15 protein-coding genes are annotated in these 21,337 nt (G+C 71.8%); 2 read left to right on the top strand and 13 right to left on the bottom strand.

Translation table 11 applies throughout. From position 1 onward, the window contains the following. Positions 1-44: 44 nt before the first annotated feature. The 7 genes from OG509_RS27290 to OG509_RS27260 all read right to left on the bottom strand — a co-directional run bounded on the left by OG509_RS27290 (position 45) and on the right by OG509_RS27260 (position 11,892). Positions 45-1,346, bottom strand: a complete 1,302-nt coding sequence (locus tag OG509_RS27290) for a M50 family metallopeptidase (protein WP_406185154.1) — start codon at positions 1,344-1,346, stop codon at positions 45-47. Beyond that, a complete protein-coding gene (dxr, locus tag OG509_RS27285; RefSeq protein ID WP_406185153.1) occupies positions 1,343-2,596 on the bottom strand; it encodes a 1-deoxy-D-xylulose-5-phosphate reductoisomerase in 1,254 nt (417 codons plus the stop codon). The genes OG509_RS27290 and dxr overlap by 4 nt, the downstream gene beginning before the upstream one ends. A 20-nt stretch (positions 2,597-2,616) precedes the next feature. Continuing rightward, entirely contained in the window at positions 2,617-3,993 is a 1,377-nt protein-coding gene (locus OG509_RS27280) for a hypothetical protein (RefSeq protein ID WP_406185152.1), read from the bottom strand. Between the two features lie 89 nt (positions 3,994-4,082). Further along, on the bottom strand, positions 4,083-6,026 hold the full coding sequence (locus tag OG509_RS27275) for an acyl-CoA dehydrogenase family protein (RefSeq protein ID WP_406185151.1): 1,944 nt from the start codon (positions 6,024-6,026) through the stop codon (positions 4,083-4,085). Between the two features lie 153 nt (positions 6,027-6,179). Beyond that, positions 6,180-7,625, bottom strand: a complete 1,446-nt coding sequence (locus tag OG509_RS27270; protein WP_406185150.1) for an aldehyde dehydrogenase family protein — start codon at positions 7,623-7,625, stop codon at positions 6,180-6,182. Positions 7,626-7,767: 142 nt separating this feature from the next. After that, positions 7,768-9,348 (bottom strand): PucR family transcriptional regulator, encoded by a 1,581-nt coding sequence (locus OG509_RS27265; protein ID WP_406185149.1) that lies wholly within the window; start codon positions 9,346-9,348, stop codon positions 7,768-7,770. A gap of 126 nt (positions 9,349-9,474) precedes the next feature. After that, the gene (locus OG509_RS27260; protein WP_406185148.1) at positions 9,475-11,892 is read right to left on the bottom strand and encodes an ATP/GTP-binding protein; all 2,418 of its coding nucleotides are present in this window, start codon (positions 11,890-11,892) and stop codon (positions 9,475-9,477) included. Positions 11,893-12,140: 248 nt separating this feature from the next. Between OG509_RS27260 and gabT the strand changes: the two genes are divergently transcribed. Together gabT and OG509_RS27250 are read left to right on the top strand one after the other, a co-directional pair. Beyond that, positions 12,141-13,487, top strand: coding sequence for a 4-aminobutyrate--2-oxoglutarate transaminase (gene gabT / locus OG509_RS27255; RefSeq protein ID WP_406185147.1), 1,347 nt, complete (start codon positions 12,141-12,143; stop codon positions 13,485-13,487). Between the two features lie 133 nt (positions 13,488-13,620). Continuing rightward, complete coding sequence (locus tag OG509_RS27250; RefSeq protein ID WP_406185146.1) at positions 13,621-14,394, top strand: phosphatase PAP2 family protein; 774 nt, start codon at positions 13,621-13,623, stop codon at positions 14,392-14,394. Between the two features lie 7 nt (positions 14,395-14,401). Here OG509_RS27250 and OG509_RS27245 read toward each other — a convergent pair whose 3' ends face one another. From OG509_RS27245 to OG509_RS27220, 6 genes are all read right to left on the bottom strand, one after another. Next, positions 14,402-16,204, bottom strand: coding sequence for a chitinase (locus OG509_RS27245; protein WP_406185145.1), 1,803 nt, complete (start codon positions 16,202-16,204; stop codon positions 14,402-14,404). Positions 16,205-16,301: 97 nt separating this feature from the next. Continuing rightward, the gene (locus OG509_RS27240) at positions 16,302-16,790 is read right to left on the bottom strand and encodes a hypothetical protein (protein ID WP_406185144.1); all 489 of its coding nucleotides are present in this window, start codon (positions 16,788-16,790) and stop codon (positions 16,302-16,304) included. Between the two features lie 155 nt (positions 16,791-16,945). Continuing rightward, the gene (locus tag OG509_RS27235) at positions 16,946-18,364 is read right to left on the bottom strand and encodes an NAD(P)/FAD-dependent oxidoreductase (protein WP_406185142.1); all 1,419 of its coding nucleotides are present in this window, start codon (positions 18,362-18,364) and stop codon (positions 16,946-16,948) included. A 21-nt stretch (positions 18,365-18,385) separates the two neighbouring features. Next, positions 18,386-19,180: an ABC transporter permease gene (locus OG509_RS27230; protein ID WP_030162582.1), complete on the bottom strand. Its 795-nt coding sequence runs from the start codon at positions 19,178-19,180 to the stop codon at positions 18,386-18,388. Further along, positions 19,180-20,109, bottom strand: coding sequence for an ABC transporter permease (locus OG509_RS27225; protein ID WP_406185140.1), 930 nt, complete (start codon positions 20,107-20,109; stop codon positions 19,180-19,182). Before OG509_RS27225 ends, OG509_RS27230 begins: the two co-directional genes overlap by 1 nt. Beyond that, positions 20,106-21,275 carry an ABC transporter ATP-binding protein gene (locus OG509_RS27220; protein ID WP_406185138.1) on the bottom strand — a complete coding sequence of 390 codons (1,170 nt, stop codon included), beginning with the start codon at positions 21,273-21,275 and terminating at the stop codon, positions 20,106-20,108. The genes OG509_RS27225 and OG509_RS27220 overlap by 4 nt, the downstream gene beginning before the upstream one ends. Positions 21,276-21,337 lie beyond the last annotated feature (62 nt).

Genomic DNA, 21,337 nt, shown 5'->3' with positions numbered 1-21,337 from the left:
CGGCTCCCTACGGCTTCCGTACGCCCCACGCGCATGCGGACGTACTAGGTGATCTTGATCGGGTTCACCACGTCGGCGACGAACACGAGCAGCGTGAAGCAGACGAACACGCCGGCCACCACGTACGCGGCGGGCATCAGCTTCGCCACGTCGAACGGGCCGGGGTCGGGGCGCCGGAACACGCGCGCCACGGTGCGCCGGAGCGACTCCCACAGGGCGCCCGCGATGTGCCCGCCGTCCAGCGGCAGCAGCGGGAGCATGTTGAACAGGAACAGCGAGAGGTTGAAGAACCCGACGAGCTGGAGGAAGAACACCAGCCGCTGCTCGGCCGGGATGTCCAGGGTGGCGATCTCGCCGCTGATCCGGGCCGCGCCGACGATGCCCATCGGGGAGTCGGGCTCGCGCTCGGCTCCGCTGAAGGCCGCGTTCCACAGCGCCGGGATCTTGGCGGGCAGCTTGACCAGCCCCTGGACGCTGTTGTCCACGACCTCGCCCATGTGGTCCACGGACTGGCCGAAGGACAGCGGGGCGATCTCGCTCTTCGGGCTGAAGCCGAGCCAGCCGGCCGTCACGTACTCGCCCTTGACGTACCCGCCGTGGCCGTCCGTCTTGGCGACCTTGTTCTCGATCAGCTTGACGGGGAGGGTCTGCTGCTGCCCGTCGCGCACGACCGTGACGGTGGCGGGACCGACGGTGTCGCGGATCTGCTTCTGCAGGGCGGCCCAGTCGGCCACCTTGCGGCCGTTGAACGCCACGATCCGGTCGCCCGCCTGCAGCCCGGCGGCCTTGGCCGGGGCGACCGGGTCGCCGGCCTTGCAGATCTCGCGCTTCTCGCTCTGCTGGATGACGCACGGGGAGACGGTCGCTACCTGCGTGGTCGTCTGGTTGATGCCGAAGCTCATCCAGACGCCGAAGAAGATCGCCAGCGCCAGCACCAGGTTCATGAACGGGCCCGCGAACATCACGATCACGCGCTTCCACGGCCTGCGCGTGTAGAACAGCCTCGTCTCGTCGCCGGGCTGGAGCTCCTCGTACGCCGCCGAGCGCGCGTCCTCGATCATCGAGCGGAACGGCGAGGTCGACCGGGCGGTGACCTTGCCGTCCTCGCCGGGCGGGAACATCCCGATCATGCGGATGTAGCCGCCCATCGGGATGGCCTTGATCCCGTACTCGGTCTCGCCCTTGTTCCGCGACCAGATGGTCGGGCCGAAACCGACCATGTACTGGGGCACGCGGATGCCGAAGAGCTTGGCCGTGGACAGGTGGCCGAGCTCGTGCCACGCGATGGAGACGAGCAGCCCGAATACGAAGATGAGTATTCCGAGCACCGTCATGAGTGCTGTCATGCGCGCGCCTCCACGGCGGCCCGAGCCGCCATCTCCTGTGCCCGGGCCCTGGCCCAGGTCTCCGCTTCGAGGACGTCCGCGACGGTCGGAGAAGTTCCCGCGTCCGGCGTCCCGTGCTCATCGACCACGGCAGAGACCGTATCCATGATTGCTGTGAACGGCAGCCGACCGGCCAGGAACACCTCCACGCACTCCTCGTTCGCCGCATTGAACACGGCGGGGGCGGTGGAGCCGACCGTGCCCACGTGCCGGGCCAGGCCGACCGAGGGGAATGCCTCGGTGTCGAGGGGGAAGAACTCCCAGGTCGACGCCTTGGTCCAGTCGAAGGCGGGGGCCGCGTCCGGGACGCGCTCGGGCCAGCCGAGGCCGATCGCGATGGGTCCGCGCATGTCCGGCGGGGTGGCCTGGGCGAGCGTGGAGCCGTCGGAGAACTCCACCATCGAGTGGACGTAAGACTGCGGATGGACCACGACCTCGATGCGGTCGAAGGGGATGTCGTAGAGCAGGTGCGCCTCGATGACCTCCAGCCCCTTGTTGACCAGGGTCGCCGAGTTGATGGTGATCACCGGGCCCATGGCCCAGGTGGGGTGCGCGAGGGCGTCCTTGACGGTGACCGAGGCCAGCTCGGCGCGGGTACGGCCGCGGAAGGGCCCGCCGGAGGCGGTGACCACCAGCTTGCGCACATCGGCCCGGGTGCCGGCGGCGAGGGCCTGGAACAGGGCCGCGTGCTCGGAGTCGACCGGGATGATCTGGCCGGGCTTCGCGAGGGCCTTGACCAGCGGGCCGCCGACGATCAGCGACTCCTTGTTGGCCAGGGCCAGGGTCCGGCCGGCGCGCAGCGCGGCCAGCGTGGGCGCGAGGCCGATGGAGCCGGTGATGCCGTTGAGGACGGTGTGGCACTCGGAAGCGGCGAGCTCGGTCGCCGCGTCGGGCCCGGCCAGGATCTCGGGCAGCGGCTCCGAAGCGCCGTACTGGGCGTTCAGGGCCTCCTTCAGGGCCGGTACGACGTCTTCGCGGGCGACGGCCACGGTGTTCACCCGCAGCCGGCGGGCCTGCTCGGCCAGCAGCCCGACGCGCCCGCCGGCGGCGGAAAGCGCGGTCACCCGGAACCGGTCCGGGTTGCGCAGGGCGAGGTCGATGGCCTGGGTCCCGATGGACCCGGTGGACCCGAGGATGACGATGTCCCGCCGGCCGGCCGCGGGGTCGAAGAGAAGGTGCGGATCGGCGAGGGGGGCTGGGCGGTCGCTCATGCCCCCATTGTTGCCGCAACTCACGGGCGCGTGGACACGGAGTCCCCGTCGGTGACCCGCAGCAGCAGGTGCGGGAGCGTTCCGGCGAAGTCGGGGAGCGTACGGGCCACCCGCCACCAGGCGTCCGGGTCCTCACCGAGGGCCAGGGCGAACAACCGGTCCGCCTCGGCGCGGGCGGCGAGCACGGCCTCGGGGCGATCGTGCCGGTCGGGGTGGTCCACGTCGCCGAGCCAGTGGTCCTCGTCCAGGGCCCAGCAGGCGGGGAGTTTGTGCCGGACCACGTCGGCGCCGGTGAGCAGGGACCGGTCCAGGCAGTCCCGTACCCAGCGGATGTCCTCCTGGACGGTCTCCATGGGGACGGCGAGGCTGGCCAGGGCGAGCTCCCGCTCCACTCCCCCGGTCACCGGCTCGGCGGCCGTCGGGGCCAGGTGACGTACGGCCCGCGCGAGGGCCTCGCCGGGCTCCGCGCGGGCGGCCGGGGCGGTCGCGGCGGCCGAGCCAGCCGGGGTGGCCGGGCTCTGCGGCCCGGGCAGGCTTCCCGCGACCACGGCGGCCACCAGGTCCGGCAGCGGCCCCGCGAAGCCGGGGGCGTGCCGCAGCAGTTCGGACCACAGCCGGGGGTCGTCCCCCAGCGGGTTCAGCGCCCGGGTGACGGCCGTCCGCATCCCGGCCTGCTCGGGCAGCGTCCAGCGCAGGCCCGGGCCGGGCGGAAGATGGCCGAGGAGCAGCGTGTGGCAGGCCGGGGCCACGCAGGCGACGAGCTCCTCGTGGGTGAGCCGGCCCATCCGGACGGCTCGGACCGCGGGCCGGTGCCAGGAGCGCCCGTCCCGGACTGCGGCGGGGGTGGCGAGCAGCGCGCGGACGGTGTCGTCGGGCAGTTCCGCGGCGAGCAGCAGCGCCTCGACGGCGCCGGCCGGCAGCGGCCGGCGGCCGTGCTCGGCGGCCGCCTCGCGCGGGTCGAGTACGTACGGGAGCCGCAGGACGTCGAGGGCGACGCGGGGCCTGCGTATGCCGTGCCGGCGCAGCAGGACGATCAGCTCCGCGGTGGTGAGGGCGCCGTCGGCGGGGTCCCGGCCGAGCTCGGCCCGCAGTACGGGCAGCAGTTCGGGCGGGGTGCGGCGGCGGGCGTACCGGGCGGGGCCTGGCAGCCCGGGCAGGGGCCGCCCGACGACGCGGGGGTTGCGGGCGATGAAGTGGCGGTCCGCCTCGCTGCCGTGGCGCAGGAGCAGGGTGACGGCCGAGGCGGGGAGCCACTCGTCGCGGCACAGGTACTTGCGGGTCGGCCGGTCGAGCCGGCCGAGGAGGTCGAGGGCGATGTGGTCCGGTGCGTGGCGCAGGACGTGCGCCACGCACCATGCCAGCCGCCGGCTGTTGCGGTCTTCCACGGCCGTCGACATCGCTGTCCGCCTTGCCCTCGTGCCGGTAGGCGTACGCGTACGCCTACCCGTACCCGTACATCAGTGCGCCTGAGGTCGATCCTCTCAGGTCAGCGGAGGGGACGGTGCACGTTTTTGTGAGTCGAGGGGCCGGGAGTGGCGTCCGCGATCCAGGGGCCGTCGCCGGAGGGGTCGAGCACGCCCTCCTCCAGCCAGGTGTAGGTGCCGGACAGGACGCCCGCGACGACCTTGCGGTCCAGGTCGTCGGTGTTGGACCAGAGCCGGCCGAAGAGCTCCTCGACGCGGATCCGGGACTGCCGGCAGAAGGCGTCGGCCAGCTGGTAGGCCTCGCGGCCGTGCTCCCCGGAGGCCCGCAGGTGCTCGGCGCGCACACAGGCCGCGCTCATCGCGAAGAGCTCGGCGCCGATGTCGACGATCCGGCCGAGGAAGCCCTGCTTGGTCTCCATCCGGCCCTGCCAGCGGGACATCGCGTAGAAGGTGGAGCGGGCGAGTTTGCGGGCACTGCGCTCGACGTAGCGCAGGTGGGCGGAGAGGTCGGGGTGGCCGCCCGGGTGGAACGCCCGGTACGCGCCGGGGACCTGTCCGGGGCCGGTGGCGAGCTTGGGCAGCCAGCGGGCGTAGAACCCGGCGGCGCGGGCTCCGGCCTTGGCCTTGTCGCCGAGCGCCTTCTCGGGGTCGATGAGGTCGCCGGCGACCGACAGGTGGGCGTCGACGGCCTCGCGGGCGATCAGCAGGTGCATGATCTCGGTGGAGCCCTCGAAGATCCGGTTGATGCGCAGGTCGCGCAGCATCTGCTCGGCGGGGACGGCGCGCTCGCCGCGGGCGGCCAGCGATTCGGCGGTCTCGAAGCCGCGCCCGCCGCGGATCTGGACGAGCTCGTCGGCCATCAGCCAGGCCATCTCGCTGCCGTAGAGCTTGGCGAGGGCGGCCTCGATGCGGATGTCGTTGCGGTCCTCGTCGGCCATCTGGGAGGCCAGGTCGACGACGGCTTCGAGGGCGAAGGTGGTGGCGGCGATGAAGGAGATCTTGGCGCCGACCGCCTCGTGCCTGGCGACCGGCCGGCCCCACTGCTCACGGACGGCGGACCATTCGCGGGCGATCTTCAGACACCATTTCCCGGCGCCGACGCACATAGCGGGCAGGGACAGCCGGCCGGTGTTCAGCGTGGTCAGCGCGATCTTCAGCCCGGCGCCCTCGGCGCCGATGCGCTGCGCGGCGGGCACCCGGACCCGGTGGAAGCGGGTGACGCCGTTCTCCAGACCGCGCAGGCCCATGAAGGCGTTGCGGTGCTCGACGGTGATCCCGGGGGAATCGGCCTCGACGACGAAGGCGGTGATCCCGCCGCGGTGGTTCTCGGACTTCGGTACGCGGGCCATCACCACCAGCAGGTCCGCGACGACCCCGTTGGTGGTCCAGAGCTTCACGCCGTCGAGGACGTACGCGTCGTCGCCGTCGGGCACGGCGGTGGTGGCCAGGCGCGCCGGGTCGGAGCCGACGTCCGGCTCGGTGAGCAGGAAGGCGCTGATGGCGGTGGTCGCGCAGCGCGGCAGGAAGGTTTCCTTCTGCTCCTGCGTGCCGAACATCTTCAGCGGCTGCGGGACGCCGATCGACTGGTGCGCGGAGAGCAGGGCCCCGATGGCGGGGCTGACGGAGCCGACGAGGGCCAGCGCCTTGTTGTAGTACACCTGGGTGAGGCCCAGGCCCCCGTACTTGGGGTCGATCTTCATGCCGAGGGCGCCGAGCTCCTTGAGCCCGCGCACGGTCTCGTCGGGGATCCGCGCCTCGCGCTCGATGCGCGCGCCGTCGATCTCGGTCTCGCAGAACGCCCGCAGCCGGGCCAGGAAGGCCTCGCCGCGCCGGACGTCCTCGTCCGGCGGCATCGGGTGCGGGTGGATCAGGTCGAGCCGGAAGTGCCCCAGGAAGAGTTCCTTGGCGAAGCTGGGCTTGCGCCAGTCCTGTTCCCGGGCCGCTTCCGCGACCTGCCGTGCCTCGCGCTCGGTCACCTTGGGCTGTGCGGGCTGTGTTGCGGACATGAGGGGGCTCACCTCGCCGCCGGAGTCGGTGGTACCGGCCTACTGGCCGGTGCTACCTGTGAGTCGTACCCATTCCGGGCCCGCGGGAAAAGGGGGACGGCCGGAGCCCCCGCACAGTAGGCTCCGGCCGTCGGCTTTTTGGCCGTACGAGAATCAGATGTCGAGGCCGGTCAGGACCAGGACTCGCTCGTACGTGTAGTCGTCCATCGCGTAGCGGACACCCTCGCGGCCGACACCCGACTGCTTGACGCCGCCGTACGGCATCTGGTCGGCGCGGTAGGACGGCGCGTCGCCGACGATCACGCCGCCGACCTCCAGCTCGCGGTGGGCGCGGAACGCGGTCTGGATGTTCCGGGTGAAGACGCCGGTCTGCAGGCCGAACTTCGAGTCGTTGACGGCGGCGAAGGCCTCGTCGGTGTTCTCGACCTTCGTCAGCGTCAGCACCGGCCCGAAGACCTCCTCGACGGCGAGGGTGGTGTCGGCGGGCAGGTCGGCGATGACGGTCGGCTCGTACGAGGCACCCTCGCGCTTGCCGCCGGTGAGCAGCTTGGCTCCGGCGGAGACGGCCTCGTCGACCCAGGACTCGACGCGCTTGGCGGCGTCCTCCGAGACGAGGGGGCCGACGTCGGTGGCGGAGTCGGCGGGGTCGCCGGTGACCTGGGCCTGGACCTTCGCGACGACCTTCTCGACGAGGCGGTCGTAGACGGAGGCGTCGGCGATCACGCGCTGCACGGAGATGCAGGACTGGCCGGCCTGGTAGTTCGAGAAGGTCGCGATACGGGTCGCGGCCCAGTCGAGGTCGGCCTCGGAGGACCAGTCGTCCAGGACCACGGCGGCGGCGTTGCCGCCGAGCTCCAGGGTGCAGTGCTTGTGGGGCACCGACTGCTGGATGGCGTAACCGACCTTGTCGGAGCCGGTGAAGGAGATGACGGGCAGGCGCTCGTCCTTCACCAGGGCCGGCATCTTGTCGTTGGCGACCGGCAGGACGGACCAGGAGCCCGCCGGCAGGTCGGTCTCGGCGAGCAGCTCGCCCAGGATCAGGCCGGAGAGCGGGGTGGCCGGGGCCGGCTTCAGGATGATCGGCGCGCCGACGGCGATGGCGGGGGCCACCTTGTGGGCGCACAGGTTCAGCGGGAAGTTGAACGGCGCGATGCCGAGGACCGGACCCTTGACGAAGCGGCGGGTCAGGGCGAGACGGCCGACGCCGCCGGCGTCGGTGTCGAGGCGCTGGGCCTCTCCGCCGTTGAAGCGGCGAGCCTCTTCGGCGGCGAAACGGAACACGGACACCGCACGGCCGACCTCACCGCGGGCCCACTTGATGGGCTTGCCGTTCTCGGCGGAGATCAGCTGGGCGATCTCCTCGGTGCGCTCGGTGAGCCGCTTGGACACGTGGTCCAGGGCGGCGGCACGGACGTGGGCGGGAGTCGCGGAGAACTCGGCCGTCACGGCGTACGCCGCGGCCACGGCCTCTTCGACCTGGGCGTCGGTGGGCACGCTGACGGTGCCGACGAGCCGGTTGTCCCACGGGGAGTGGACGTCGAAGCTGTCCTCGCCGGTGGCCTGGCGGCCGGCGAGCCAGAAGGCGTGGGTGGAAGTCATGCGAATCCCGGCCCTTCGAGTGTGTGCGGGGTCCTTGTCCCCTCCACCGTAGGACTCCGTCCGGGTTTCGGCGTTTAGCCGGGGTGGAGCATGACGGGCGCCGCCCGCGCCGCTTTGTCAGTGTCGCCCCCGCGATGCCCGCCTACGCGGCGGGTGAGGTGGCCTTGAGGGCGAGCCACAGCTCCATGCGCACGTCCGGGTCGTCCAGGGAGCGGCCGAGGATCTCCTCGACCCGCCGCATCCGGTAGCGCAGCGTATGCCGGTGCACGCCCAGATCGGCCGCCGCCGCATCCCACTGCCCGTGCCGCGAGAGCCACGCCTGCAGCGAGGCCACCAGATCCCCGCGCCCCTTCTCGTCGTGCTCGCGCAGCGCCCGCAGCGTGCCGTCCGCGAAGGCCCGTACCGCCTCGTCCGCCAGCAGCGGCAGCACCGATCCCGCCGCCAGGTCCTCGTGCTCGACCATCGGCCGCCCCCGCCGCCGGGCCACGGCCAGCGCCTGGTCGGCCTGCTTGAACGCCGCCGCCACCCCCGAGGGCACCGCGGCGGCGGACATCCCGACCACCAGCTCGTCCGGCTCCGGACCGCTCGACTCCCGCCCGCGCCGCGACTCCAGCGCCTCCGCGTGCTCCGCACAGGCCGACGCCGCCGCGCCCCCGTCGGCCGCCAGCACCACCAGCCGCCCCGGCTCCGGCACCACCAGCAGCGTCTCCCCCGCCCGCGCGGCCGCCGACTCCACCGCGTCGGCCAGCAGCGCCAGCCCCTCCGGCTGCGCGGTACCCGGCAGCGCCGGCTCCGCCACGATCAGCCGGAACGGCGCCTCCAGCAGCGCCCCGTACAGGTCCCCGGCCACCGCCCGGGCGTGCTCGGCCTCACCGTCCAGCAGCATCCGCAGCACCGCCGCGCCCAGCCGGGACTCGGCGTCGTGCAGGGACCTCGACCGCTCGGTGGTCAGGGTCAGCAGGGCCACCGCCGAGTGCACGGCGTACCGCTCGGCCGTGCCCAGCGGGGCCCCCGTGCCGACGGCCAGCGCGCCGCGGGCCCGCCGGCCCGTCCCCAGCGACTGGAGCTCGACGCGGTCCTCCGACCCGCCGACCACGGCGCTCGCGGGCGCCGGCCGCTCCCGCAGCCGCTCCACGTCGGGGGTCAGCCGGGCGGCGCGCCGGGCGGCCCACTCCGGGGCGGCCGCCACCACCGCGCCCGAGGTGTCGTACAGGGCGGCCCAGCCGTGCACGTGCGCCGCCAGCCTCGCCAGCAGCTCGGCGGGCCCGTCGGCGGAGAGCGCGGCGCGGGTCAGCTCCCGCTGCGCCTCGAATCCGGCGGTCACCGCGCGGTACTGGTCCGCCGCCAGCGCCGCCGAGACGGCTTTGCTGATCGCGAGGAACGGGGTCCTGCGCGGTACCTCCAGCAGCGGCAGGTCCTCGGCCCGCGCGGCTTCGACCAGGGCCTCGGGGATCGCCTCGTAGTTCACGCCGACGGCGAAGCCGATGCCGACGACCCCCGCCGCGGCGAGGCGGCGTACGTACCGGCGCATCTCCTGCGGATCCTCCGCGTCCAGCTTCATCGCGGTGATCAGGAGCAGCTCGCCGCCCTCCATATAGGGGACGGGATCGGCGAGCTCGCTGACGTGGGCCCAGCGCACGGGGGTGTCGAGGCGGCCCTCCCCCGCCCGGACGCTGAGCTTGAGCGCCGAGTGCTGGACGAGTGAGGCGAGCGTGAGCGGCATCGGGTACCAGGGGCCTTAGAGGAGGGAGGGGTACGGCGGAGAGGGAAGGGGTGCGGCGGGAATTTCGCAATTTCGCCTTGTCGTATGAACGACTCCCCTCGATTCTGCCACCTCGTACGGGTCGGCTCAGCCCGTGGCAGCCAGCCGCACCAGCAGCGGAGCCGCCCGCTCCCCCTTGACCGAGGTCAGCGAGAGCACCGCGTGCCCGGGCGGAACCGTGTTGGCGAGGGCTGAGGCCGACCAGCGCTCGCGCTCCACCTGCCGCACCGTGACCGCGTCCGTCGTCACCGCCTTCCCGGTGATCAGCTTGCGCAAGGCATGCAGAGCCCGGGTGAAGGGCTGATCGGCGTAGACCGTCCGGCTCGTCACGTCCCGTGTCTCAACCAGCTCGGTGCCCCAGGCATCGGCGAACCGCTTGCCGTCCCAGGTGGTGACCCCGGAGAAGGCCACCCGGCAACCGACCGCCCCGAGCAGCGGGGTCCTGAGCGCCTCCGGTACGTCGTCCAGGGTGCGAAGGGCGAGCAGGACTCCGGCGTTCGCTGTGCGGAGCCTCTGTACTGCGCGCACGACATCGGGGGTAAGCGTGTGCGAAGCGTCGTCGAGGGCGAGGAAGGCGAAGAGGGAGCGGTCGGCACGGGCCATGGCGGAGGCGTTGAACTGTACGAGCAGCAGCCTTGCCAGAAGCCGCGACGCATCTGGGTGACCGCGCTCCGGGAGGTCGATGCGGACCCGGATGGGGTGTTCGAGGGCACGGACGGAAAAGGGCCGACCGGTGCCGGTGCTGTCGAAGAAGCCGCGGAAGGCGGGCCGGTCGAGCAGCGCCACTCGGTCTGCGAGGGCCGCTCCGGGATCGCCGTGGGCGGTGTGCTGGCGGACACGGGTGTCGAGCTCGCGCAGCATGGTCCCGTGCCCGGCGCTCTCCAGCTCCCGCCGCAGTTCCGCGAGGGCGGCCGGCAGCTGGTCGAGCAGCGCCCGCAGCTCGGGAACAGTGGGAAATCGGCCGTATGCGGCCCGGAAGGGACCCAGGAGCTGGGCGAGGGCCGTGGCGGCCCGGCGGACGTCGAGCCCCGGCGTGTCACCGACGAACGCGTCGGCTAGGAGGGAGGCGGCCTCGTCGGGGTCTGTGGTACCGCCATAGAGGTCGAGGTCGTGTACGGAATCGGGGTCACCGGGGCGGACCACGATGTCGTAGGCGTCGTCGGGTCCCAGTCGGCTTCCGGCGGCACCGACGGCGATTACCGCCGCCTGTCCGGCGAGAGCCTGGAGCGCCAGCGACTCGACGACCGGCCCGACCAGCAGGCTCGTCTTTCCGGCGCCCGAGGGGCCGACGGCGAGAACCGAGGTGCCGAGGACCTCCGGGTCCACCGCGAACCCGGTCCTGCGCCGCTCGTACGGGTTGGGCTCGGCGTCGGTGACCCGGCCGAGCCGGACCTGTGCAACCGCCAGGTCGTGGGAGGCGGTGCGCAGCGGCAGGTCGCGCGCGCCCGAGGGGTGGCCGCAGGCAGCCGCGCCCTTGGCCCGCACGGCCTGGGCGAAAGCAGTGCGGCGCGAGGGGTCCGCCTTGACGGACTCCCAGGCGCGGCGGATCCGAGCGAGGTCGACGTCGTTCATCCGGCCCGCTTCGGCTTCGGCGGCCAGCCGGTCGGCGGACTCCCCCAGTCCGGCGGTACGCAATTGCGGCCAGCCGACCGGATCCTCCTGATCCCCCGGGCCGCCCGGGGCAGCCGCAGGAGGGGCAGCCGGGGAGAGGAGACCGGCCAGCAGGGAGGCCCAGCCGCCAAGGCGGCCGAAGACGAGGACGAGGGGGAGATAGATCAAGGCGTAGAGGGCGTATGTGATCACCGAGGCGGCCGTGCTGCCAAGTTCCGCGTACGGCAGGTGCGCGAACGCCAGGGGATAGACCGACAGGGTCTTGTTCTCGATCAGCAGCACCACGACGAGGGCGGCGGCCGCCGCGCCCAGCGCCCTGTACCAGGGCCCCCGGGCGGCTACCACCCGGTCGAATGCGGCTCGCCATCCGCCCACTTTGGCGAAGCCGAGGAACATGCCCACCGTGCCCAGCAGTTCGTAGAGCTCCAAGGCCGCCATGCCACGGTGGTCGACCGGCGCGCGCGTCAAGCTGTCGGTCCACCAGCCGGCTGGGGTGAAGAAATAGAGAGGAGCCCCCAGGAAGGGGAGCTCTCCGGCAACGAAGAGCCGCCAGCAGACGAAGTAGACGAGGAAGGCGATCACGACGCGGGTCAGCACGGACCGGTCGGAGCCGGTGCGCTTCGGCTCGGCCGGGGTGTAGGCGTAGCGCCAGATGCCCGGCTCCGCCTCCGGGCGGGGAGCACGCAGCCAGGCGGCGAAGGGGGACTGGGCCGACGCCACGCCCTCAGCCGCCGGGCGGGGTGCGTGTGCGGGCGGCGGCGGGGCCTTGGCCGGCCGTGGTGGGAGCGCGGGCGGCGGTCCGGCGGGGCGGGGCACGTGGCCTCCGGCGGTCACCCCGTCAGGCGGACCGCCGGGCCCGCCATGGCTGTGTCCGTACGTGCCGTCGGTGTCCATGAAACCCCTGCCCCCTGCCCGTGCCTGCGCTGCGTCGCTCAATGTAGTTGCCCGGAGACGGCCGTGGGCCCCGTACGAGCCCTGTATCCGCAGCGTCCACAAGACAGGCGGCGGATCCGTCCTATGGCCGTCACGGACAAGGACACGCGGAGATCACTCCCGAACGGAGCATGCCGTACCCCCTCCCCCGGGCCTAGCCTGCGGACAAAGACACAAGTGCGTCCGAAAACACCCCCCAGGAGCCCTCTATGACCGCTGTCCCGCAGGAGCGCCGCATCGTCACCGCGATCCCCGGCCCCAAGTCGCAGGAGCTGCAGGCCCGCCGCCTCGAGACGGTGGCCGGCGGCGTGGGCTCCGTGCTCCCCGTCTTCACGGCCCGCGCGGGCGGCGGCATCATCGAGGACGTCGACGGCAACCGCCTGATCGACTTCGGTTCCGGCATCGCCGTGACCTCCGTCGGCGCCTCCGCCGAGGCCGTCGTGCGCCGCGCCTCCGCGCAGCTCGCGGACTTCACCCACACCTGTTTCATGGTCACGCCGTACGAGGGCTACGTCGAGGTCTGCGAGGCGCTGGCCGAGCTGACCCCGGGCACCCACGCGAAGAAGTCGGCGCTGTTCAACTCCGGTGCCGAGGCCGTCGAGAACGCCGTCAAGATCGCCCGTGCGTACACCAAGCGCCAGGCCGTCGTCGTCTTCGACCACGGCTACCACGGCCGTACGAACCTGACGATGGCGCTGACCTCGAAGAACATGCCGTACAAGAACGGCTTCGGCCCGTTCGCCCCCGAGGTCTACCGCGTCCCGGTCGCCTACGGCTACCGCTGGCCCACCGGCGCCGAGAACTGCGGCCCCGAGGCCGCCGCCCAGGCGATCGACCAGATCACCAAGCAGATCGGCGCCGACAACGTCGCCGCGATCATCATCGAGCCGGTCCTCGGCGAGGGCGGCTTCATCGAGCCGGCCAAGGGCTTCCTGCCGGCCATCGTGCAGTTCGCCAACGACAACGGCATCGTCTTCGTCGCCGACGAGATCCAGTCCGGCTTCTGCCGTACCGGCCAGTGGTTCGCGTGCGAGGACGAGGGCATCGTCCCGGACCTGATCACCACCGCCAAGGGCATCGCGGGCGGTCTGCCGCTCGCCGCCGTGACGGGCCGCGCCGAGATCATGGACGCCGCGCACGCGGGCGGCCTGGGCGGCACCTACGGCGGCAACCCGGTGGCCTGCGCCGGTGCGCTGGGCTCCATCGAGACCATGAAGGAGCTCGACCTCAACGCCGCGGCGAAGAAGATCGAGTCCGTCATGAAGACCCGCCTGACGGCCATGCAGGAGAAGTACGACATCATCGGCGACATCCGCGGCCGCGGCGCCATGATCGCGATCGAGCTGGTCAAGGACCCGGTGTCCAAGACCCCGTTCCCGGAGGCGGCCGGCGCGCTCGCCAAGGCCTGCCACGCCGAGGGCCTGCTCGTCCTCACCTGCGGCACCTACGGCAACGTGCTCCGCTTCCTCCCGCCGATCGTCATCGGCGAGGACCTGCTGAACGAGGGCCTGGACCTCATCGAGGCGGCGTTCGCGGCCATCGGCACGGACGTCTGAGCTACCTTCCGAACGCCAGAGCCCACCGGTACCCCCGGTAACGGGCAGGCGCTGTGAAGAAGATGTGGGGGGCCGATGGCAGGAGCGCGTTCCTGCTGTCGGTCCCCTTTCTGCTGCCGTACGGTTTCTGCAGATGAGTGAGACACCCCGCTCCCGGGAAACCGGGGGCGACACCAGTACCGGGCTTCCCCAGCGCCGCACTGGGCCTGCGTTCGCGCACACTCCTCACCGATCGGACGGCCGTTCGCCCCAAACCCCCCGGGGCGCCCGGCAACCCGATCCGGGCGGCCGTCCCGGAACCATCCCCCCTGTTCCGGGACGGCCGGCCATTTTCCTCCTTCTCCTCTCCCTGCTGGGGCTCGCCCTGACGACCTGGCAGGTCCTGGTCTCGGGCCCGCTGCTCACGCCGGACGAGCGCCTCAGCCGCGCCCTGGTCCGCACGGTCCCCGACGCCGTCACCGAGCGCCTCTCCGACCTCGGCAACGCCCCGGTCGCCGTACCGGTCCTGCTCCTGGCGATGGCGTACTCCGTCCGGCGCTCCCGCGCCTGGGCCCCGGCCCTGACGGCGGGGCTGGCGATGGCCCTGGTCCCGGCGGTGATCGTGCCGCTGAAGGAGTGGACCGCCCGCCCCGGCCCCCTGGAGCCGTGGGCCGCCGGCTACTTCCCCTCGGGCCACACGGCCACCTCGGCCGTCGCGTACGTCGGCGCGGCCCTGCTGATCAGCCCGTACGCACGCCGCCCCTGGCCGATGGCAGCCGCCCTCCTCCTGACGGCGGCGACGGCCACCGGCCTGATCCTGCGCGGCTGGCACTGGCCCCTGGACGTCCTGGCCAGCTGCTTCCTGTGCACCCTCCTGCTGGTCCCCGTCGCCCACGCCGTCCGCCGCACCGTCAGACCCTCCGCCTAGACACCCCCTAGCCGCCGAAGTAGGCGTCGAAGTTCTTCGAGAACTCCCAGGCGCCGAAGCGGTCCCAGTTGATCGACCAGGTCATCAGCCCGCGCAGGGCGGGCCAGGTGCCGTGAGTCTGATAGGTGCCGCAGCCGGTCTTCTTCGTCAGGCAGTCCAGCGCCTTGTCCACCTCGGCGGGCGGGGTGTGGCCGTTGCCCGCGTTGGTCGTGGCCGGGAGGCCGATGGCCACCTGGTCCGGGCGCAGTGGCGGGAAGACGCGCGCGGTGTCGCCCGCGACCGGGAACCCGGTGAGCAGCATGTCGGTCATGGCGATGTGGAAGTCCGCGGCGCCCATGGAGTGGTACTGGTTGTCGAGGCCCATGATCGAGCCCGAGTTGTAGTCCTGGACGTGGAGCAGGGTGAGGTCGTCGCGCAGGGCGTGGATGACCGGGAGGTAGGCGCCGGCGCGCGGGTCCTGGCCGCCCCAGGGGCCGGAGCCGTAGTACTGGTAGCCCAGCTGGACGAAAAAGGTCTCCGGGGCCATGGTCAGGACGAAGTCCGGGCCGTACTTGGCCTTCAGCGTCTTGACGGCCGCGATGAGGTTCACGATCACCGGGGTGGTGGGCGCGCGGAAATCGGTGTCGCCGGTGGCGAGGGAGAGGGAGTGGCCCTCGAAGTCGATGTCGAGTCCGTTGAGCCCGTACTCGTCGATGATCTTGCTGACGGAGGAGACGAAGGTGTCGCGGGCGGCCGTGGTGGCGAGCTGGACCTGGCCGTTCTGGCCGCCGATCGAGATCAGGACCTTCTTGCCGGCCGCCTGCTTGGCCTTGATGGCCGCCTTGAACTCGGCCGCGGATTCCACGTTCGGGCACTCGCCGACCGGGCAGAGCGAGAAGCGGATGTCCCCCGAGGTCACCGAGGTCGGTTCGCCGAAGGCGAGGTTGATGACGTCCCAGGAGGCAGGCACGTCGGCCATCCGGACGTAGCCGGAGCCGTTGGCGAAGCTCGCGTGGAGATAGCCGACCAGGGCGTGTGCCGGGAGGCCGGGGTTGCCCGGGTTGCCGCCGCTGCTCGTCGTGGAGGCGGAGACGGGGGCGCTCCTCGCGGACTCGCCGGCCGCGTTCACCGCGCTGACCTGGAAGGTGTACGTCGTGGACGCGGCGAGTCCGGTGACCGTGGCCGAGGTCCCGGTGACGCTCACGGGCGCGGCACCGTCCCGGTGGAGCGTGTACGAGGTGGCGCCGGAGGAGGCCGACCAGGAGAGGTTCAGGCTGCTCGCGGTGGCGCCGGACGCCGTCAGGCCGGTGGGGGCGGCCGGGGGCTGGGGCTGACCGGGTCCGGAGCCGCCCGGGTCGGGTCCGACGAGCGTGACGTCGTCCGTGAGGTGGGCGCTCTGGCCGTACCAGCCGTGCGTGTAGACGGTCACCGAGGTGGTGGCCGCGCCCGTACGGAACGTCGTGCTCAGCTGCTTCCAGGCACCCGGGGTCTGCGCCCAGGTGGACACGTCGGTGGTGCCGGTCCCGGCCGCGCCGAGGTAGACGTACGCCCCCTGTACCCAGGCGGCGAGCGTGTACGTGGAGTCGGGCTTGACGGTGACGGTCTGGGAGCAACGGGCGTTGTCCTGGCCCGCCGGGGTGGCCCTGAGGGCGGAACTCCCGCCGTGGACGGGGGTGGTGACGACGGCTCCGCTGCCGGCCGAGCAGCTCCAGCCATCGAGTCCGGCCTCGAAGCCGCCGTTGCGGGCGAGGTCGGCGTCGGCCGCCGCGGCCGGCGGGCCCGCGGCGAGGAAGACGGCCACCGCGAGGGCGGCCGCGGTAAGCAGCGACATGGGTCTGCGCACAACTGCCTCCGGAACATGGGGGGATGGAGCCAGGCTGCCGGTGATGCGGCAGCGGCGCCCAACATGGTCCAGACCAATGCCCTTGTCAAGGCCTGCGTCCCTCCTCCCCCGCCACCCGGGCCGCGGCCTCGTGCATCGCGAGCTCCAGCAGCACCGGATCGGTGAGCGTGCCGCGACCGTCCGGGACCACCAGCCAGCGCACCCCGTCCGTGGCCCGGCCGGGGTACGGGACCACGATCCAGGTCCCGTGCCCTGCCCCCCGTACGCCGGTGCCGAGCCAGCGGGAGGCCGTACCCGGGGGCACGAAAAAGCCCATCCGATGTGTCGATGTGCGGCTCCGCCGCGTGGCTCCGAAGTCGGCGAGCACCGGGCCGGGCCGGTCGAGGAGCAAGGTCAGGACGTCGAGGGCGGCCTGCCCCAGTCCTCCGGGCAGGATCAGTACGTCCCATTGCCGGCCTGCGGGCAGCAGGGCGACCCCGTGGGGGTTGCGCTCCCACTCCCACCGGCAGGCGTCGGGATCCGGCGCCACCGATACGAGCCATTCCACCGCGGTCTTGATCTCCGAGCCGCGCATCGCCCGGCCTCCGTTCTCTTCGGTGAGGGTTCCTCACCGGGAGAGAGCGGGGCCGGGCCCTGCGATGACGCGGGTTTGCCCACCCCATGGTGGTGAAGCGGCTCACGGTATGAACCGCGGCGCACGCCGGGGCGTGGAGGGGGTCGGGCGGTCGGTCAGCTGTCGAAGCCGAGGCCGAGCTTGTCCATGACCTTCAGCCACAGGTTGCGTCGGCCGCCGCGGGCGTCCGCCCGGGCCAGGGACCACTTGGTGAGCGTGATTCCGGTCCAGGCGAAGGGCTCGGGCGGGAACGGCATCGGCCGGGACTTCACCATCTCCAGCTCGGTCCGCTCGGTGCGGGCCCCGTCCAGCAGGTCGAGCATCACTTCGGCGCCGAAGCGGGTGGCGCCGACCCCGAGGCCGGTGTAGCCGGCCGCGTAGGCGACCCTGCCTCCGTGCGCGGTGCCGAAGAAGGCCGAGAAGCGCGAGCAGGTGTCGATGGCCCCACCCCAGGCGTGGCTGAACTTGACGCCCTCCAGCTGCGGGAACGCGGTGAAGAAGTGCTGCGCGAGCTTCAGGTACGTCTCGGGACGGTGGTCGTACTCGGAGTCCAGCTTGCCGCGGTAGGGGTAGATGGCGTCGTAGCCGCCCCACAGGATGCGGTTCTCCGGGGTGATGCGGAAATAGTGGAACTGGTTGGCGCTGTCGCCCAGGCCCTGGCGGTTCTGCCAGCCGATGGCCTTCAGCTGGTCGGCGGTCAGCGGCTCGGTCATCAGCGCGTAGTCGTAGACCGGCACCGTGAACGGCCGGATCCGCTTGACCAGCGAGGGGAAGATGTTCGTGCCGAGCGCCACCCGCCGGGCGAAGATCCGCCCGTACGGGGTGCGTACGGCCATCCCGGCGCCCGAGGAGGTCAGGGACAGCCCGCGGGTGTTCTCGTAGATTCGCACGCCCAGCGACAGGCAGGCCGCCTTGAGGCCCCAGGCGAGCTTCGCGGGGTTGAGCATGGCGACGCCGTCGGTGTCCCACAGGCCCGCGAGGAACGTCGGCGAGTCGACCTCGGCCCGCAGCTCCTCGCGGTCCAGCCAGCGCGAGCCGCCCGCGAGGCCCAGCTTCTCGGCCTCCTCGTACAGCTCGCGCAGCTCCTCGACCTGGTGGGGCTCGGTGGCCACGTCGATCTCGCCGCTGCGCTCGAAGTCGCAGTCGATGCCGTAGCGGGCGATGGCCGCCTCGATCTCGTCGAGGTTGCGGGCGCCCATCTCCTCCAGCTTGGCGAGCTCGCCCGGCCAGCGAGCCATGCCGTTGGCCAGGCCGTGCGTGAGGGAGGCGGCGCAGAAGCCGCCGTTGCGGCCGGAGGCGGCCCAGCCCGCCTCCTTCGACTCGATCAGGACGACGTCCCGGGCGGGATCGCGCTCCTTGGCGATCAGCGCGGTCCACAGTCCGCTGTACCCGCCGCCGATGACGAGCAGGTCGCAGGCCTCGTCGGAGGTCAGCGCCGGCTGCGCGGCGGGCTTGCCGGGGTCGTCCAGCCAGTACGAGACCGGCACTGCTTCGGAAAGGGATTGAGCAACACTTCGCATGGCGACTGGGGCCATGTCTTCCAACTCCCTACAGAGCTACTTGGGCTGTGCGTTCTTGCGGCGGTTGCCGACCATCTGGCCGACGAGCACCACCAGTACCGCGATGACGAACATCGCCGTACCGATGACGTTGATCTGTACAGGCGTACCGCGCTGGGCCGATCCCCACACGAACATGGGGAAGGTGACGGTGTTGCCCGAGTTGAAGTTGGTGATGATGAAGTCGTCGAACGAGAGCGCGAACGAGAGCAGCGCGCCGGCCGCGATACCGGGCGCCGCGATCGGCAGCGTGACCCGTACGAAGGTCTGCACCGGGCCCGCGTAGAGGTCGCGGGCGGCCTCCTCCAGCCGCGGGTCCATCGACAGGACGCGCGCCTTGACGGCCGCGACGACGAAGCTGAGGCAGAACATGACGTGGGCGATCAGGATCGTCCAGAAGCCCAGCTGGATGCCCATGTTGAGGAAGAGGGCGAGCAGCGAGGCGGCCATCACGATCTCGGGCATGGCCATCGGCAGGAAGATCAGCGAGTTGACCGCGCCGCGCGCCCGGAAGCGGTAGCGGACGAGCGCGAAGGCGATGGCCGTGCCGAGGACGGTGGCGCCGATGGTGGCCCACACGGCGATCTGGAGCGACAGGGACAGCGAGCCGCACAGGTCGGCGACCCCGCAGGGGTCCTTCCAGGCGTCGAGCGAGAACTCCTGCCAGGCGTAGTTGAACCGCCCGGCCGGGTTGTTGAAGGAGAAGACCGTCACGACGACGTTCGGCAGGATCATGTACGCGAGCGTGCCGAGGCCGAAGATGACGACGAGATTGCGCCGGAGCCAACGCATCAGACCAGGTCCTCCGTCCCCGCTCGGCGGATGTAGATGGTGACCATGATCAGCACGATGGCCATGAGGATGAAGGACAGCGCGGCGGCCGTCGGGTAATCGAGGATGCGCAGGTACTGCGACTGGATGACGTTGCCGATCATCCGGGTGTCCGTGGATCCGAGCAGTTCGGCGTTGACGTAGTCGCCGCTCGCCGGGATGAAGGTGAGCAGGGTCCCGGAGACCACGCCCGGCATGGAGAGCGGGAAGGTCACCTTCCGGAAGGTGGTGGCGGGGCGGGCGTACAGGTCCCCGGCCGCCTCGTGGAGGCGGGTGTCGATGCGCTCCAGCGAGGTGTAGAGCGGAAGGATCATGAAGGGGAGGAAGTTGTACGTCAGACCGCAGACCACCGCGAGCGGCGTGGCCAGCACCCGGTCGCCCTGGGTCATCCCGAGCCAGCTGGTGACGTCCAGGACGTGCAGGGAGTTGAGCACCCCCACCACCGGTCCGCCGTCGGCCAGGATCGTCTTCCAGGCCAGGGTGCGGATCAGGAAGCTGGTGAAGAACGGGGCGATGACCAGCACCAGCAAAAGGTTGCGCCAGCGTCCCGCCTTGAAGGCGATCAGGTAGGCCAGCGGGTACCCGAGCAGCAGGCACAGCACGGTCGCGGTGCCGGCGTACAGCAGGGAGCGCAGGAACTGCGGGTAGTACTCGGTGAGGGCGTCCCAGTACGTCTGGAAGTGCCAGGTGACCTTGAAGCCCTCTTCGAGGGAGCCGGTCTGCACCGAGGTGGAGGCCTGGTAGATCATCGGCAGGACGAAGAACACCAGCAGCCACAGGATGCCGGGGACCAGCAGCCAGTACGGGATCAGCCGCTTGCGCAGGGACGGCTTGTGGACCGGGGGTTCGGTGGAGGCCTCGGCCCGTGGCGGCGCGGCGGTGGCGGTCATGCGCCCTCCTCGACCGTCTCGATGCCCGCGTCGCCCATCGTCCCTGCAAGCATGGACTGTGCCGCGTCGAGCCCGAAGGTGTGCTCGGGGTTCCAGTGCAGGACGACCTCGGCTCCCGGGGCCAGGCGGGCGTCGCGCTCGATGTTCTGGACGTACACCTCCAGCTCCGGGCAGACCGGGCTGTCGATGACGAACTGCGTGGAGACCCCGATGAAGGAGGAGTCCGCGATCCGGCCGCGGACCTGGTTGCGGCCGGCCGCGATGGTGTCCTCCTCGTCCGCGTGGACCAGGGATATCTTCTCGGGGCGCACCCCGACCAGCAGCTTTCCGCCGGCCTTGGGGGTGGTCGAACACCGGGCCGCGGGCAGCCGCAGCTTCGTCCCGGCCGAGCTGACCACCACGTCGGCGCCGCCCGCCTCCAGGACCTCGGCCTCGATGAGGTTGGACGTGCCGAGGAAGTTGGCGACGAAGGTGGTGCGCGGGTTCTCGTAGAGCTCGGCGGGGGCGCCCAGCTGCTCGACGCGGCCGCCGTTCATCACGGCGACCGTGTCGGCCATGGTCATGGCCTCCTCCTGGTCGTGCGTGACGTGCACGAAGGTGATGCCGACCTCGGTCTGAATCCGCTTGAGTTCCAGCTGCATCTGGCGGCGCAGCTTGAGGTCGAGGGCGCCGAGGGGCTCGTCGAGGAGGAGCACCTGCGGGTGGTTGATGAGCGCGCGGGCGACCGCCACGCGCTGCTGCTGGCCGCCGGAGAGCTGGTGCGGCTTGCGCTGGGCGAACTGGCCCAGCTCGACCAGCTCCAGCATGTCGTCGACCTGCTTCTTGACGGACTTGATGCCCCGGCGGCGCAGTCCGAAGGCCACGTTCTCGTAGATGTTCAGGTGCGGGAAGAGCGCGTAGCTCTGGAACACCGTGTTGACCGGGCGCTTGTACGGCGGCAGCTGGGTGACCTCCCGGTCGCCGAGGCTGACCGTGCCGGTGGAGGGCTCCTCCAGACCGGCGATCATGCGCAGGGTGGTGGTCTTCCCGCAGCCCGAGGCGCCGAGCAGGGCGAAGAAGGAGCCCTGGGGGATGGTGAGATCCAGCGGGTGCACGGCGGTGAACGAGCCGTAGTGCTTGCTGATCCCGGCGAGGCGGACGTCGCCGCCCGCGGTCTTGTCAGTCATGGGTCGCGGCCTTCGGTGGTGGTGTCGTCGGAAGGGTGCGGGGCGCGGGTGCCGGCACGGGG

This window comes from Streptomyces sp. NBC_01006, assembly GCF_045162725.1.
In the GTDB taxonomy this organism is placed as follows: Bacteria; Actinomycetota; Actinomycetes; order Streptomycetales; family Streptomycetaceae; genus Streptomyces.
Note: the sequence above shows the minus strand (reverse complement) of the source record. Positions and strands in the feature narration are given on the sequence as shown.